General features: G+C 67.1%; 15 protein-coding genes. 2 read left to right on the top strand and 13 right to left on the bottom strand.

Going from position 1 to position 14,814, the window contains the following annotated elements; all coding sequences use genetic code 11:
• Positions 1-126: 126 nt before the first annotated feature.
• From V8683_RS01930 to V8683_RS01880, 11 genes are all read right to left on the bottom strand, one after another.
• A complete protein-coding gene (locus V8683_RS01930) occupies positions 127-921 on the bottom strand; it encodes an ABC transporter substrate-binding protein (RefSeq protein WP_411189152.1) in 795 nt (264 codons plus the stop codon).
• Positions 922-1,169: 248 nt separating this feature from the next.
• On the bottom strand, positions 1,170-2,222 hold the full coding sequence (astE, locus tag V8683_RS01925) for a succinylglutamate desuccinylase (RefSeq protein WP_411189151.1): 1,053 nt from the start codon (positions 2,220-2,222) through the stop codon (positions 1,170-1,172).
• Positions 2,206-3,546 (bottom strand): N-succinylarginine dihydrolase, encoded by a 1,341-nt coding sequence (gene astB, locus V8683_RS01920; protein ID WP_411189150.1) that lies wholly within the window; start codon positions 3,544-3,546, stop codon positions 2,206-2,208. Before astB ends, astE begins: the two co-directional genes overlap by 17 nt.
• 12 nt (positions 3,547-3,558) lie before the next feature.
• Positions 3,559-5,022 (bottom strand): succinylglutamate-semialdehyde dehydrogenase, encoded by a 1,464-nt coding sequence (astD, locus tag V8683_RS01915; protein ID WP_411189149.1) that lies wholly within the window; start codon positions 5,020-5,022, stop codon positions 3,559-3,561.
• A gap of 8 nt (positions 5,023-5,030) precedes the next feature.
• Positions 5,031-6,080 carry an arginine N-succinyltransferase gene (astA, locus tag V8683_RS01910; protein ID WP_411189148.1) on the bottom strand — a complete coding sequence of 350 codons (1,050 nt, stop codon included), beginning with the start codon at positions 6,078-6,080 and terminating at the stop codon, positions 5,031-5,033.
• Entirely contained in the window at positions 6,077-7,174 is a 1,098-nt protein-coding gene (aruF, locus tag V8683_RS01905; protein WP_411189147.1) for an arginine/ornithine succinyltransferase subunit alpha, read from the bottom strand. The genes astA and aruF overlap by 4 nt, the downstream gene beginning before the upstream one ends.
• Positions 7,175-7,206: 32 nt before the next feature.
• Positions 7,207-8,421, bottom strand: coding sequence for an aspartate aminotransferase family protein (locus tag V8683_RS01900; RefSeq protein ID WP_411189146.1), 1,215 nt, complete (start codon positions 8,419-8,421; stop codon positions 7,207-7,209).
• A gap of 180 nt (positions 8,422-8,601) precedes the next feature.
• Entirely contained in the window at positions 8,602-9,714 is a 1,113-nt protein-coding gene (locus tag V8683_RS01895; RefSeq protein ID WP_411189145.1) for a GlxA family transcriptional regulator, read from the bottom strand.
• Between the two features lie 49 nt (positions 9,715-9,763).
• The gene (locus tag V8683_RS01890; RefSeq protein WP_411190520.1) at positions 9,764-10,567 is read right to left on the bottom strand and encodes an ABC transporter ATP-binding protein; all 804 of its coding nucleotides are present in this window, start codon (positions 10,565-10,567) and stop codon (positions 9,764-9,766) included.
• A gap of 83 nt (positions 10,568-10,650) precedes the next feature.
• Positions 10,651-11,364 (bottom strand): ABC transporter permease, encoded by a 714-nt coding sequence (locus V8683_RS01885; protein ID WP_411189144.1) that lies wholly within the window; start codon positions 11,362-11,364, stop codon positions 10,651-10,653.
• Between the two features lie 19 nt (positions 11,365-11,383).
• Positions 11,384-12,073 carry an ABC transporter permease gene (locus V8683_RS01880; protein WP_411189143.1) on the bottom strand — a complete coding sequence of 230 codons (690 nt, stop codon included), beginning with the start codon at positions 12,071-12,073 and terminating at the stop codon, positions 11,384-11,386.
• A gap of 440 nt (positions 12,074-12,513) precedes the next feature.
• Here V8683_RS01880 and V8683_RS01875 point away from each other — a divergent pair, with 440 nt between their 5' ends.
• A complete protein-coding gene (locus V8683_RS01875; protein ID WP_027796462.1) occupies positions 12,514-12,801 on the top strand; it encodes an AbrB/MazE/SpoVT family DNA-binding domain-containing protein in 288 nt (95 codons plus the stop codon).
• A 6-nt stretch (positions 12,802-12,807) separates the two neighbouring features.
• Complete coding sequence (locus tag V8683_RS01870; protein WP_411189142.1) at positions 12,808-13,146, top strand: type II toxin-antitoxin system PemK/MazF family toxin; 339 nt, start codon at positions 12,808-12,810, stop codon at positions 13,144-13,146.
• Positions 13,147-13,183: 37 nt separating this feature from the next.
• Here the strand turns inward: V8683_RS01870 and V8683_RS01865 are convergent, their stop codons facing one another.
• Together V8683_RS01865 and V8683_RS01860 are read right to left on the bottom strand one after the other, a co-directional pair.
• Positions 13,184-14,215, bottom strand: a complete 1,032-nt coding sequence (locus V8683_RS01865) for a patatin-like phospholipase family protein (protein WP_411190519.1) — start codon at positions 14,213-14,215, stop codon at positions 13,184-13,186.
• A 16-nt stretch (positions 14,216-14,231) separates the two neighbouring features.
• Entirely contained in the window at positions 14,232-14,801 is a 570-nt protein-coding gene (locus V8683_RS01860) for a hypothetical protein (RefSeq protein ID WP_411189141.1), read from the bottom strand.
• Between the last annotated feature and the right edge of the window lie 13 nt (positions 14,802-14,814).

The raw sequence follows: 14,814 nt of genomic DNA, 5'->3' as shown, positions 1-14,814 counted from the left end.
CCATACCGTACGAGCAAAGGGGTCAAATCTTGCCACTCATTTCGGAATCCATATCAATCTGCCGAAAAAACAACCGGCCGGATACGCTCCGGCCGATTATTTTGCCTGGGTCGTACCGACTCGAACTTACTTCAGCACGACTTTCACGTCGAAGTATTTCGCGGCCAGGCGGTCGATCGTGCCGTCCGCCTTCAGTTCCTTGATGGCCTCGTTCAACTCGCCTTTCAACTGCGCGTCGCCCTTGCGCACGCCGTAGCCCACGCCCGAGCCCAGCAGCTTCTCGTCGGTCACGGCCGGGCCGGCGAACGCGAATCCGGCGCCTTGCGGACGGTTCAGGAAGCCCTTCGCGGCAGCCTCGCCGTCCTGAAACGCGGCGTCGAGCCGGCCCGAAGCGAGGTCGGCGTAAATCTGGTCCTGGGTCTGGTACGGCACGACGTCGACGCCCGCCGGCGCCCACTTCGCCTTCGCGTAGGCTTCCTGGATCGTGCCCTGCAGCACGCCCACATGCTTGCCCTTGAGCGATTCGGCGGTCGGCAGAAGCGGGCTGCCCTTCTTCGCGATCATCTGGTTCGGGATCGCGTAGATCGGGTCGGTGAAGTCGATGGCCTGACGGCGCTGCTCGGTGATCGTCATGTCCGAGTTGATTGCGTTGAACTTGCGCGCCTCGAGGGCCGGAATCAGCCCGTCGAACGAGTTCTCCACCCACACGCACTTCGCCTTGAGCTTCGCGCAAACCGCGTTGCCCACGTCGATATCGAAGCCTTGCAGTTCGCCCGCGGGCGACTTCGACTCGAACGGCGCATAAGACGCCTCCACGCCGAAGCGGATTTCCTTGATGTCGGCGGCCTGTGCGGCGCCGGCCGCGAGAGTGGCGGCCGTGCAGAATGCGAGAGCGGCCAGCTTGTTCCAGTTCGTTTTCATGTGTCTCTTTCCAGTCAGATATGACGCGCTATGGCGCGCCGGCACAGGATCGCTGCGCCAATATCGCGGCTCAAACGGAGGCCCTCTTTGTGGTGCACCGCAACAACCGCGAGGGCGCAATTGTACAGCGGGTGCACAAGGGGTCGGTCGGCGCACGAGGCTGCGGCGCGCGGGCGAACTTGCAAATGGATGTCGTGGATGCGCAAGCGCGGCTACGGCGCCTGGAACGCCACGCTCGCGCCGCCGCTTCAGGCAAGCGCGCCGAGTGTGGCGGCCGTCGTCTCGACGACGAGCAGGCCCGCGCGCAAGCCTGGCTTGACGGCGGGATTGGGAAAGACGATGCGCTCTTCGTCGTGCGCGACGACGTAGCGATAATCGCCGTCGTTGGCAAGCACCGTGCCGCGCACGAACGGCGTGAAATTCGGCACGTCGGCAGCCACGTGCAGTTCGAATGCGCCGCTTTGCTTCGTGATCTGGCCGATCACCGTAAAGACGCGCGGCAGCGGCGCATGCGCGTCGGGTGCCGCGCCCGCCACGAGGCGGCGCACGGCTGCATCCGCGTTGGCGAAGCGCGCGAGGTCGTTCTGGCCGAAGGGCTGCACCTTGCCGAGTTCGAGCGTGCAGGCCGTGGCGCCGCAGGTTCCGGCCGTGAACGCCGAATAGGTCGTGCCCTTTTCCGTGTGGATCAGCACACAGCCGATGCGTGCGTCGGCGAGCCACGCGAACATCGCACGCGACAGCGCGGCGTTCGTCGCATTGCCGATATACGGCAGCAGTGCGAACTGTTCGAACGCGGAGGCGCGGATCGCCGTGTGCATGTCGAGGTGCCAGCGCGCGTGCGGCGCGTCGGCCGCCGCAGTGAAAAAGCGCTGTGCATGCATTTCGAGCGCAGCGGCGCGCGGCGCTTCTGCGCTCGTCCCTGCCTGTGCATGACGGCCACCGAAGAGGCGGTTCAGATCGTCGTCGAGATAGCGGCGCGCTTCGCGCATGGCACCCACGTTGCCCAGCACCACCAGCAGACGGCACGCAAGCGCCGCGCGCCCCGCCGCGATATCGGCCACATGTTGCGAGAGCAGTTCGATCGGCGCGGTTTCGTCGCCGTGAATCCCGGCCGAAAGCAGCACGCTCCTCGTCGCCGCTTCCACTCGTGACGGCTCGATCTGCAGCACGCCATCGTCGAGCCATTGCCAGCGCGCACCGCTCGCGCTGGTCCCGCGCGCATCGGCGTCGCTCGCGGGGCGTTCGCCCGCGAGCGTGTAGCGCAGAAAATCGGCGAGCGGCATATCAGCGCTGGAAGTCATAAAGCGAGCCGAGTCCGAGGATCTGCGTGAGCTCGTCGAGCGCCGTGCGCGATTCGGCGAGCAGCATCGGATCGGTCAGGTCGTGCGGCGCGAGGCGGTCGCGATAATGCTTTTCGATCCACGTGTCGAGGCGCGCGAACAGCTTGTCGTCGATCCACACGCCCGGCGCCACCGCCGCGCGCTCGGCCTCCGAGAGCGCCACGCGCAGCCGCAGACACGCCGGGCCGCCGCCGTTTTTCATGCTCTCGCGCAGCTCGAACACGAGCACTTCGTCGATCGGACCGCTCGTCACAACGAGTTCGTCGAGGTAGTTCGCCACACGCGGATTCTCGCGGCATTCCTGCGGCACCACGAGGATCTGCGTGCCGTCCGCGCGGCTCAGCAACTGGCTGTTGAACAGATACGACGACACGGCATCCGCCACGCTCACCTGCGCATCCGGCACCTCGATCACGTGGAACGGCGCGCTGTGCGCCGCGAGCTTTCCACGCAGTTCGTCGTACACGGCCTTCTGCTCCACGAACGCCAGCTCGTGGCAGAACAGCGTGCTGCGGTTGCCCACGGCGATCACGTCGTTATGGAACACGCCGGCATCGATCACGTCGGGGTTCTGCTGCGCGAACACGGTCGCATCCTCGGCAAGACCATGGCGCTGCGCGACTGCGCGGCTCGCCTCGAAGGTCTGCCGCGCCGGGAAGCGCTTCGGCTCGGGGCCGCGGCGGTACTCGCTGCGGCCGTAGACGAAGAACTCCACGCCGCGCCCGCCATACTGCGCGCAAAAACGCGTGTGGTTGGCCGCGCCCTCGTCGCCGAGCGCGGGCGTGCCCGGCAACGCGTCGTGCACGACGAAATGCGACGGATCGGCGAAAATCGCGCCGAGCGTGCGGCGCGTGGCCTCGTGCTCGATGGCGCGATGCAGCTTGCTGCACAGGTTCGCGGGCGTGAAATGCACGCGGCGGTCGGGCGTGTCGGCCGAGGGGCTCACGGTGGCCGCGTTTGCCGTCCACATGGCCGACGCGGAACTCGCCGCCGCGAGCAGTTCGGGCGCCTCCTTCGCGGCCTTCGCGATAGCTTCGGCATCCTTGCCGGTGAAGCCGAGCTCGCGCAGGAGGCGGATCGACGGCCGCTCCTGCGGCGGCAGCACGCCCTGGGCAAAGCCGAGGTCGGCGAGCCGCTTCATCTTTCGGAGTCCCTGGCGTGCGGCGGCCTTCGGGTTCGCAACGGACTTCTCGTTGTTCTGCGACGCCACGTTGCCGAACGACAGGCCGGCATAGTTGTGGGTCGGGCCGACGAGTCCGTCGAAGTTGGCTTCAAGGGTTTGCATCGTCGATCCTCTTCAGAAGTGCAGGCCCGGCGAAACGCTCGCGGGCATTTGCAGTTGCGCGCTTTCCACCGACGCCATCGGGTAGGCGCAGTAGTCGGCCGCGTAATACGCGCTCGGGCGCTGGTTGCCGGAGCGGCCCGTGCCGCCGAAGGGCGCGCCGCTCGACGCGCCGTTGGTGGGACGGTTCCAGTTGACGATGCCTGCGCGGATGTCGCGCGCGAACCGGTGCCAGAGCGCTTCGTCGTCGGCGAGCAGGCCCGCCGAGAGACCGTAGGCCGTATCGTTCGCCCGCGCGATCGCCTCGTCGAAATCCGCGTAGCGCGTTACCTGGGCGAGTGGTCCGAAGTGCTCTTCGTCGGGCAGATCGGCCACGCCGGTTACGTCGAGAATCGCGGGGCTCACGAAGCCGAGCGACGGGTCGCGCTGCGCCATCGTCAGCAAGGCGCGCGCGCCGCGCTCGATCAGCATGCCCTGCGTGCTCACGAGCTTCGCGGCCGCGCGCGCCGAGATCACGGCGCCCATGAATGGCTGCGGATCGGCGTCGTATTCGCCCACGGCAATGCGCTCGCTCACCTCGACGAAACGCGCGAGGAAACGATCGCCGAATGCGCCCGTCGGCACGAGAATGCGGCGCGCGCAGGTACAGCGCTGCCCCGCCGAAAGAAACGCCGACTGGATCGCATGGTGCACGGCCGCGTCGATATCCGCCACCGGCGCGACGACGAGCGGGTTGTTGCCGCCCATTTCAAGCGCGAGCACGATCTCGGGCCGGCCGCCGAACTGCCGGTGCAGCAGCGTGCCGGTGTCCGAACTGCCCGTGAAGAAAAGCCCGTCGATCTGGCGATGATTCGCGAGCGCGATGCCCGTGTCGCGCTCGCCCTGCACGAGGTTCAGCACGCCCGCGGGCAGGCCCGCTTCGCGCCAGAGCTCGACTGTCACGCGCGCGACGTCGGGCGCAAGCTCGGACGGCTTGAACACCACGGCGTTACCGGCAATCAGCGCCGGGACGATATGGCCATTGGGCAGGTGCCCCGGGAAGTTGTACGGCCCGAACACGGCGACGACGCCATGCGGACGGTGCCGCAGCACGGCGACGCCGTCGGCCATCGGCGTGCGCTTCTCGCCGGTACGCTCGCCGTAGGCCGTGATCGAGATCGCGACCTTCGCGGCCATGGACGCCGCCTCGGTGCGCGCTTCCCACAGCGGCTTGCCGGTCTCGCGGCCGATGGCCTGCGCGAGCTGCTCCTTGCGTTCGGTGACGAGCGCGGCGAAGCGGCGCACGATCTCGCAGCGCGCTTCGAGCGGCGTCTGCGACCAGGCGCCGAACGCGCGGCGCGCAGCGCTCACGGCACGGTCTACCTCTTCCGCGGTCGCGGCCTGGCCGCTCCACACCGTCTCGCCGGTGCCCGGGTTGCGCGAGGCGAATGCCGGGCCCGAAGCCGCGCACCATTGCCCATCGATGAAAAGCTCGTTCATGAGTATTCCTATAGATGCTTTTGTGCGGGACCGAGCACGCGCACAGGATCGCCCGCCGCCACGTTCAGCGCCGCCGCTTCCTCGGCGTTCAGCGTGAACACGCCGTCGCGTACCGTACCGGGCGCAAAGCCCACGCGGAAGTCGCTGGACGACGTGTTCGAAACGAGTGAGCGCACGCCCTTTATATCCTGTCCATCCTGGACTCCCACCTCAAGCGTGCCGATCTCGACAGGCACCACCACGCTCTCGCGCACCGTGCGCAGGTCGGCGATATGGCATTCGAGCACGGGGCCTGCATCGAAGATGTCGACGTGATTCTCGTAGCGCAGGCCCTCGGCTTCGAGCATGCGGCGCGCGGGAATCGTGTCGGCATGAGTGAGGCCCACTGCGGCTTGTGCCTCGTCGGGCAGCAGCTCGACATAGACCGGATGGCGCGGCATCAACTCGGCGAGGAAGGATTTGCGGCCGTGCGCGCTCAGGTAGTCGGCGGCATTGAAGTCGATCTGATAGAAGTGCGAACCGACTGCGCGCCAGAACGGCGAGGTGCCGTCCGCGTCGAAATGGCCGCGCAGCTCTGCGCAAATGCGTTCCGGGAAGCGGTCGCGGAACTGCGCGATGAACATGAAGCGCGAGCGCGACAGCAAGCTGCCCACGCCGCCCGTGCGGTAGCGCGGCGAGAGGAACAGCGAGCAGACCTCGGCATAGCCCGTGAGGTCGTGCGAGATGTTGAGCGCGCGCATGCGCGTCCAGATGCCGAGATCCTGGCTCGCATGCACGACCGTGCTCACGCGGTAGTTGTAGAACGGCTGCTGCAGGCCCACCGCCGTTTCGATGCCGCAGACACCCGCCACGTCGCCGGTGGCGGTGTCTTCCATCACGAAGAAATAGCCGGCTTCGGCCTGCGCAGCCTCGCTCGCGAGCGTGCGCCGCGTGCGCGCGATGCGCGCGATCAGCGCGTCGCGGTCCGGCTTGAAGGTGGTGAGGCCGGGGCCGGTCTCCTGGGCTAGCGCGACGAGCGCGTCCACATCGCCCGTCTGCACGACGCGAACCACGATCATTGCGACTCTCCCATCGATTGGTCTTCCGTTGCCGATGTCTCGCGCCACAGCGGCACGCAGCAAACGCTATCGCCGTCCTGCACGCCGAGCGCGGCGCGCGCGGCGGCGTCGAGCGGCGCTTCACCGCGCACGGCGTGGCGCGGCGCGCCTCGCGTTCCTTCAGGCAAGGGCGGAAGATTCGCGAGCACGCAGCGGAATTCGCCCGCACGCTGGCTCGCGACCATCCACGACGCGCCTGGCGCGCCCTCCGCTGCCTCGCACACCGTGCGGCTTTCGTTGGCGACCACTGAAGCCGTGCGGTCCACCTGCGCGGTCAACACGGGGCCCGCGTCGAAGATATCGACATAGCGGTCGGGCTCGAAGCCCTCCTCCAGATGAATCTCGTAGGCAAGCAGCGCGCTCGGGTCCGGCTCCCCCAGCACGCGCTGCGCGGCTTCGGGCAGCAGCGGCACGTAGATCGGATACGCCGGCATCACCTCCGCGATGAAGGTGCGGCTGCGCCCGCCGGAGGCCATTTCGATGTCCTTGAAATCGCGCCCGAAGAACTTGCGCCCCACCGCTTCCCAGAACGGCGACACGCCGGCCTCGTCGGTCACGCCGAGCAGCAGCGAGAACACCTCGGGCGTGAAGCGCCGGCGGTTCATCGCCACGTACATCATGCGAGCGCGCGACATGAGATGCGCGGCGGCGTCGCCGCGCAGCGAGGGGTCGATGTAAAAGCCCGCCAGACGGCTCTTGCCGGTGAGTTCGTGCGACATCTGCAGCGCATGGATCTTGCGGTTCACGTGCAGTTCGCGCGAGGCGTGAATCAGCGCATCGTTGCGAAACGCGTAGAACGGCTCCGAATAGCCCGCCGCCGCCACGAGGCTCGACGTGCCGACAAGCCGCCCCGTTGCCGGGTCTTCCAGCACGAAAAGATAGAACTCCTCACCGGGGAAGTCGACGTCGGCGCGAAACGAATCCTCGGAGAGCGCAATGCGCGCCTCGAGCGCCGCGCGGTCATGCGGCAGCGAATGCAGCACCGGCTGCGCAGTACGCGCCATGCGGGCGATCGCGTCGAGGTCGGCAAGCCTTGCGGGGCGAACGAAAAGCATCGTCGGTCCTGTGTCGGTTGAGTGTCGGCGGATCAGCCGCCGATGACGTCCTCGAAGGCCTGCTCGAGACGCACGAAGCCCTCGGCCAGATCCGCTTCGGGAATGATGAGCGACGGCGCGAAGCGCAGCACGTCCGGGCCCGCGATCAGCATCATCACGCCATGGCTGGCCGCCGCCGCGTTGAAGTCTTTCGCCCGGCCCGCGTAGCGCGCGTTCAATTCGGCGCCGATCAGAAGGCCCTTGCCGCGCACCTCGGCAAACACGTCGAAACGCTCGTGCAGCCCGGCGAGCTTCGCGCGGATCGTCTCGCCGCGCGCCCGCACGCCCGCGAGCACGGCCGGTTCGCTCACGATATCGACCACCTTGCCCGCAATCGCCGCGCCGAGCGGGTTGCCGCCGTAAGTCGTGCCGTGCACGCCCACCTTGAAGTGCGCGGCGATCGCTTCGGTCGTCAGCATCGCACCGATCGGGAAGCCGTTGCCGAGCGCCTTGGCCGTCGTCAGGATATCGGGCGTCACGCCCGTGTCTTCGTACGCATAGAAGTGGCCCGTGCGGCCCACGCCGGTCTGCACTTCGTCGAAAATCAGGAGCGCGCCGTGCGCGTCGCAGGCCTCGCGCAACGCGCGCAGGAAAGCCGGATCGGCCGGGATCACGCCGCCCTCGCCCTGCACCGGCTCGACGATCACCGCGCAGGTTTGCGAGCCGATCGCCGCGCGCGCCGCGTCGATGTCGTTGTACGGCAGATGGCGGATGCCGCCCGGCACCGGCCCGAAACCTTCCGAATACTTCGGCTGACCGCCCACGCTCACCGTGAAGAAAGTGCGGCCGTGGAACGATTGCGTGAACGAAACGATTTCAAACTTCTGCTCGCCGAAACGTTCGAACGCGACCCGGCGGGCGAGCTTGAGCGCGGCCTCGTTGGCCTCGGCGCCCGAATTCGCGAAGAATGCGCGGTCGGCGAAAGTCAGCGCTTCGAGCTTGCGGGCAAGGCGCAGCACCGGCTCGTTCGTGTAGCCGTTGCCGATGTGCCAGAGCTTGCTGCCCTGGTCGTTCAGCACGCGCAGCAGTTCCGGGTGCGCGTGGCCGAGGGCCGTCACGGCGATCCCGCCCGCGAAGTCGATGTAGTCGCGGCCTTCGGTATCCCATACGCGCGAGCCGAGGCCGCGGTCGGGCACGAACGGCGCCGGCGAGAAGCACGGCACCATCACGTCGTCGAAGGTCTTGCGGGTCACAGTCTGGTCGTTCATGGCGGATCCTCTCAGTCTCGAGGCAGGCTCAAAGCAAGCCAGGGGTTCGGGCAGCACGCGCCGCGCATGCGGTGCGCGCATCGATAACAGGTGCAGTGTAGGCAAGCGCGCTGCAAACGTCTTGCGTATGCGCGACACGTTCTTTCGAGGCCGACGTGTTCGTGCGCGGCGCCGGCCCTTTCATGCGGGTTCCGGCGGCTCGACGAGCGCGCCGGCGCGCGGCTCGGCCACCGCGCCGCCGTGCTGGCGTTCGATCCAGTTGCGGCGATCCTCGCGCGGCGTCACGCCAAAACGCTCGCGATAGGCATTCGAGAAATGCGCCGCCGACGAAAACCCGCACGCGAGGCTGATCTGCACGACCGACTTGCTCGTGCGCTGCAGTTGCGAGCGCGCTTTCGCGAGGCGCAGGCCCAGGTAGTACTTCGACGGCATCGCACCGAGGTACTGGCGAAAGAGCCGTTCGAGCTGGCGCCGCGACACGCCCACGAGACCGGCGATCTCGTCGGTGGTGAGCGGGTCCTCGATGTTCGCTTCCATGAGCATGAGCGCGTCGTTCAGGCGCGGATGGCGCTCGCCCGGCGCCGTCACGTAAGGAATGCGCTGGCGCTCGTCGCCGCTTCTGAGCGTGCTCGCGCCAAGCGCGTCGGCAATGCGCGCGGCAAGCTCGGGCCCATGGTCGCGGCCGATCATCGCCAGCATGAAGTCGAGCGTTGCCTGACCGCCCGCGCAGGTCGCGCGATCGCGGTCGATTTCGTAGATGTGCTGCGTGACGATGGTGCGCTCGAATTGCTCGGCGAACTGCTGGTACGTTTCCCAGTTCGCGGCCACGCGATAGCCCTGCAGTTGCCCGGCCATCGCGAGCCACCAGATGCCGTGGTGGATGCCCGTGACGAGCGGCGTGCGCTGGCCTACGCGCGCGAGGCTCGCGAGAAAGAGGCGGTAGTCGGCGAACTGCTGGTAGCGCTCGGTCACGACGATCAGCCAGTCGCACGCGAGCGCGTCGCCGAAAGCGCCGTCGGCGGGCCACTGCGCGCCGCCCGAGAGCGGCACGGGCCGCCCGTTCCACGAAAGCATCTGCCAGCGGTAGAGCGCGCGGCCGTCGATCTCGTTGGCAAGGCTCAACGCGTCGACGATGGGTCCCACGCCCGACATCGACACCGGCGGCAGCGCCACGATCGCCACCTGCGTGGTGCGGCCCGCGCGCGCGGGCGCCGCGCCTTGCGGATTGCCGGGCGCGGCGCTGTTGGGTACGGCGTTCGGCGCCGCGGGCGCGCTGGGGCTGGTACGGATCATCGTCGGAATGCAGGCCTCTTTGCGGCGGGCAGCGGGCGGCGGGTCCTGCTTACTTCAGGCTGCCCGAGAGGAACTGGCGCAGCCGTTCGCTCTTCGGGCTGCCGAGCACGTCGGCAGGCGCGCCCTCTTCTTCCGTGCGGCCCTGGTGCAGGAACATCACATGATTCGAGACGTTGCGCGCGAAGCCCATCTCGTGCGTGACGACGATCATGGTGCGGCCTTCCTCCGCGAGCTTCTGCATCACCTTCAGCACTTCGCCCACGAGTTCGGGGTCGAGCGCCGAGGTGGGCTCGTCGAACAGCATGACGTCCGGGCGCATCGCCAGCGCGCGCGCAATCGCCACACGCTGCTGCTGGCCACCCGAAAGATGCGACGGATACTGCTTCTCCACGCGCGGCGCGAGACCCACTTTTTCGAGGTATTCGCGCGCACGCTCCTCGGCCTCGCGGCGCGGCACACCCAGCACATGCACGGGCGCCTCGATCACGTTCTCGATCACGTTCATGTGCGACCAGAGATTGAAATGCTGGAACACCATTGCGAGCTTCGTGCGAATGCGCTGAAGCTGCCTGTGATCGGCCACTTCGAGGTCGCCGCCACGGCCCGCCTTCGTGCGCACGGCCTCGCCGTCCACCACGATCTCGCCGGCGTTCGGCTTCTCGAGGAAATTGATGCAGCGCAGGAACGTGCTCTTGCCCGAGCCGCTCGCGCCGATAATGCTGATCACGTCGCCCTTCTTCGCATCGAGCGAAACGCCCTTGAGCACCTCGTGGTCGCCATAGCGCTTGTGGATGTCGCGCGCGATCAGTTTGCTCGTGCTCGCCTCGGTCGCGGAGCGGGCTGCGTTCTGCACGTTTTGCGCATTTTGCGTCGTCTGGGACAAGATGGGTCTCCTTCTTGATTCCGGTGGGGCTCGGGGCTATGTGGAGCAGCGCGTCAGTGCTTGCGCACGGCGAGATAGCCGAGCCAGCGGCGTTCGGCACGGCGGAACGCGGCCACCAGCACGAACGATACCGCACAGTAGATGAGCGCCGCGAAGCCGAACGACTCGAACGAGCGGTACGTTGCCGAGTTGGCGTCGCGCGCGACCTTCAGGATGTCGGGTACCGTGGCGGTGAAGGCGACGGTCGTGGCATGCAGCATCAGAATCACTTCGTTACTGTACAGCGGCAGCGCGCGGCGCAGCGCCGAGGGCAGCACGACGCGCCAGTACAGCGTGAACGGACTCATGCCGTAGGCACGCGCGGCTTCCACCTCGCCGTGCGAGGTCGCGCGGATCGCGCCGGCGAAAATCTCGGTCGTGTACGCGCAGGTGTTGAGCGCGAACGCGAGGATCGCGCAGTTCAGGCCGCTGCGGAAAAACGCGTCGAGCAGCGGCTCGGCGCGCACGAAGGCGAGACTGTACACGCCCGTATAGATGAGCAGCAACTGCACATAGAGCGGCGTGCCGCGGAATACATAGGTGTAGAAGCGCACGGGCACCGAGAGCCAGCGGCGCTTCGATACGCGCGCCACCGCGAGCGGCACCGAGAACACGAAGCCGAACCCGACGGAAACGACGAGCAGCCACAGCGTCATCGCGAGGCCCGAAACATGTTCGCCGTCCCAGTAGAGAAAGGCCTTGCCGAACTGCTGAATGATCTCGTTCATGAGGCGTGGTCCCCGCTCGTCAGAGTTGCGCGTGACGCACGCCCGCCGAATAGCGGCGTTCGAGCCAGATCAGCGCGAAGTTCGAGACGGTCGTGATCGCCAGGTAGATCGCGGCGGCCACGAGGAGGAAGAAAAACAGATTGAAGGTGCTGCGGCCCGCGTCCTGGGCGGCCTTCACGACGTCGGCGAGGCCGATGATCGAAACGAGCGCCGTCGCCTTCACGAGCACCTGCCAGTTGTTGCCGATGCCCGGCAGCGCGAAGCGCATCATCTGCGGAAACAGGACGCGTGCGAACACGCGCGCACCGCTCATGCCGTAGGCGTAGCCCGCTTCCAGTTGGCCGCGCGGCACGGCGAGGAAGGCGCCCCGGAAGGTTTCGGTGAAATACGCGCCGTAGATGAAGCCGAGCGTCAGCACGCCGGCCACGAACGGGTCGATGTCGATCTGCGCCATGCCGAGCGCGTCGGTGGCCTCGTTCACGCCAATCTGGATGCTGTAGAACAGCAGCAGCATCAGCACGAGGTCCGGCACCGAACGGATCAGCGTGGTATAGGCGGTCGCCGCCGCCGAGAGCGCCCGGTTGGGCGAGAGCTTCGCCGCCGCGCCGATCAGGCCCAGCAGCACGGCCACGCCGAGCGAGAGCAGCGAAAGCTCGACGGTCTGGATCGTGCCGGCGAGGAGAATCGGGCCAAAGCCGTAGAGGAACACGCGCGTCTCCGGGGAAATCGTTGTCGGCTTCCCCCGGCGGCCACGCCGTGCGCGGCGCCGGGAGAATGTGCGCGGATCGTCGCAGGGCAAAAAGGATCGCTCAATCGTCGGCACCTGAAATATTGCAGTGCAGCATCCGCTGCCTCATGCGGGCCGGCGGCCACAGCAGCCCCTGTCTTCGCGGGCGCGATGAAATTGAAAGCCGAAGCGACGCCGCTCCGCCGGGCGGAGCGTTTTCGCAAGTTTGGAGGCGTTTTTTCGATAGGCCGTGCGGCGCACCTCGCGCGCTGGCTGGGCCGTCGCGGACGTTCCGCAGGCAATGTATCAACGCGTTGACACAAGAGTGCCGGCAGAGTACGATCCAGCATGTATCAACGCGTCGATACATCGTATTGGCAGGCCGTTCGGCAGATTGGTGGACAAACCCAAGGAGATGTTAAATGTCTATTCAGACCCTCAAGCGTTGGGGAAATAGCCTTGCGGTGCGAATCCCGGCCAGCGTTGCCGCAAAGCTGGCGTTTGCCGAAGGCCAGGAGATCGAAATGGAAGTCGAAGACGGTGTGCTCACGATTCGCCCTCATACGGCAATCCGGCGCTTTTCGCGCGAGCGGTATCTGCAGCAATTGCGCGAGAAGCGGCTGGCGCAGCATCCGCTCGTCGACTTCGGCGAACCGCAGGGCTCCGAAATCGGTGGTCCCGATGACCCGACGCGTTTTGACCCATGGTGAGAACGCATGAAGAACGGAACACCCGATGCAGGCGATATTGTTTGGCTCAACGTGGGGCCGGGCGCAGGCAATGAGCAGGACGGCTACCGGCCGGCCCTCGTGCTCACGGCCGCCGAATTCAACGAACTGACAAGCCGCTTCATCGGGCTGCCCATTACCAGCACCATTCACGGCTGGGAATCGGAAATCCCGATCAGCGGCCTCAGCAGGCCGTGCGTCGCGATGGCGGATCAAATCACCACGCTGTCCCTGAGGGGACGAATCTGGCGTCACCGGGGCGAGGCGGCGACAGAAGAAGAACTGGAAGCAGCCCGGTTTGCCGTCGCCGGCATTCTAAATCTGTAGCGGCGAGACGCCCGAGGCGCGCCCCAGGCGCCGCGCTTTACTCCATCCCCAACTGCGCGCGTATCGCCGGCAGCATGTACTGCACGGCCGCGCGCCCTTCCGCGATGGCAGGCGCCGCGCGGTGAAAGTCGAAAATGCCCATGCCGCCAAGGCGCGGCTGGATCAGCACGTCGGCGGGCTCGCCCGCGAGACGGCTCCTCGTGATGCGCACCTGCATGATGTCGATGCTCTGCGCAATCGAACTCAGCAACGACGGCACGCGCGCGCTGGGCGGCGGCGCGAGACGCACGTCGTCGCTGCCGGCCGTCGCCGAAGGCTGGAGCCAGCGCGGGAAGGGCTTGCCGTTGCGGCGCAGGACCAACGGCGGGCCAGCCTCTTCTGGCGGTTCCGACTCTTGATCGGCCTCGTGACCCTCCTCCCCCTCGCTCGCTGGCGGCATACCGGCGGCCGCCACAGGAACCTCGCGCGGCACGGTATCGATCATGCCGCCCAGATCGCGGCCGTTCAGGAGGTCGTGATTGAGGTCGACGGCGATCACGCAGTCGGCGCGCATCGCGCGCGCGGCGGAAACCGGGACCGGGTTGCTGAGCCCCCCGTCCACGAGCCATACGCCGTCGTGCCAGATCGGCGTGAAAAGACCGGGAATCGCAATCGAGGCGCGCACCGCCTCGGCTACGGCGCCGTCGCGCAGCCATACCTCGCGGCCGGTATCGAGTTCGGTGGCAATCGCCGTGAACGGCAGCGCCAGTTCCTCGATGCCACACCCGTTGAACTTGTTCGCGAAGACGTCGATCACCTTGCGTCCACCAAGCAGGCCGCCCGAAAAGCGCAGGTCGAGCAGCCGCACCACGGTCTGCCACGTGAGCTTGCCGACCCATTCCTCCAGCCAGTCGAGATCGCCGTTCGCATAAACCGCGCCAACCAGCGCGCCGATCGACGTGCCGCACACGACATCGGGCTTGATGCCGGCTTCCTCGAGCGCGCGGATCGCGCCGATATGCGCCCAGCCGCGTGCTGCGCCGCCGCCTAGCACGAGCCCGATACGAGGAGTACGCCGTCGCTGCATGATTCTGGCCTCCCGCCGCTCAGTGCCCGCGGTTCACGTCCGAGCGCGAGGTCGTCACGACCCGGCCGTCCGGTCCGAAGTGCACATTGAAGAACGCCTCCCGCTCGACTCCGCCTTCGAGCCATTTCCAGCTCCACACGGTCTCTTTCTTGAGGCGGAACGCCGCGATCTGCCCGGGCTTGCCGAGCAGTTGCCGCACCTCGTCCTCGGACATGCCGAGGCGGATCTTCGCGAAGTTCCCGGCCGTGAGGACCTGAGTGATCGCGACGAGCCGTCCGTTCGGTCCGATGTCCACCATGTAGGTGTTCAGGCCCTGCGGGCCACGCGGGTATTCGAGGCGGCGCGAGCCGTTGTCGAAGAGGCGCTCGGTCTCGGGCCTGCCCATCTGGCGGCGCACGTCATCGAGCGTCGAGACGCCCGGGGTGAGGCCCTTGAGCAGCAGCACATCAGGCTTCACCGAATCGAAGAAGGCTTTGAGCGTCTGCCACATGGAATCGGTCTGGCGGTCGTTACAGCCGGTGAGCGCAAGCATCGCCGCCACGGCGAGCGCGGCGAAAGCGAACCGGCTCGCCTGCAAGTTGAGTTTCATGGTCCTGCGAATC

This window comes from Paraburkholderia sp. AV2 (assembly GCF_054968425.1).
Note: the sequence above shows the minus strand (reverse complement) of the source record. Positions and strands in the feature narration are given on the sequence as shown.

Coding starts and splice junctions, on each gene's coding strand:
- V8683_RS01870 (WP_411189142.1), top strand. CDS start 12,808: ATGAAGAACGGAACACCCGATGCAGGCGATATTGTTTGGCTCAACGTG.
- V8683_RS01900 (WP_411189146.1), bottom strand. CDS start 8,421: ATGAACGACCAGACTGTGACCCGCAAGACCTTCGACGACGTGATGGTG.
- V8683_RS01860 (WP_411189141.1), bottom strand. CDS start 14,801: ATGAAACTCAACTTGCAGGCGAGCCGGTTCGCTTTCGCCGCGCTCGCC.
- astD (WP_411189149.1), bottom strand. CDS start 5,022: ATGAACGAGCTTTTCATCGATGGGCAATGGTGCGCGGCTTCGGGCCCG.
- astE (WP_411189151.1), bottom strand. CDS start 2,222: ATGACTTCCAGCGCTGATATGCCGCTCGCCGATTTTCTGCGCTACACG.
- V8683_RS01930 (WP_411189152.1), bottom strand. CDS start 921: ATGAAAACGAACTGGAACAAGCTGGCCGCTCTCGCATTCTGCACGGCC.
- astA (WP_411189148.1), bottom strand. CDS start 6,080: ATGATCGTGGTTCGCGTCGTGCAGACGGGCGATGTGGACGCGCTCGTC.
- V8683_RS01895 (WP_411189145.1), bottom strand. CDS start 9,714: ATGATCCGTACCAGCCCCAGCGCGCCCGCGGCGCCGAACGCCGTACCC.
- astB (WP_411189150.1), bottom strand. CDS start 3,546: ATGCAAACCCTTGAAGCCAACTTCGACGGACTCGTCGGCCCGACCCAC.
- V8683_RS01885 (WP_411189144.1), bottom strand. CDS start 11,364: ATGAACGAGATCATTCAGCAGTTCGGCAAGGCCTTTCTCTACTGGGAC.
- V8683_RS01875 (WP_027796462.1), top strand. CDS start 12,514: ATGTCTATTCAGACCCTCAAGCGTTGGGGAAATAGCCTTGCGGTGCGA.
- aruF (WP_411189147.1), bottom strand. CDS start 7,174: ATGCTTTTCGTTCGCCCCGCAAGGCTTGCCGACCTCGACGCGATCGCC.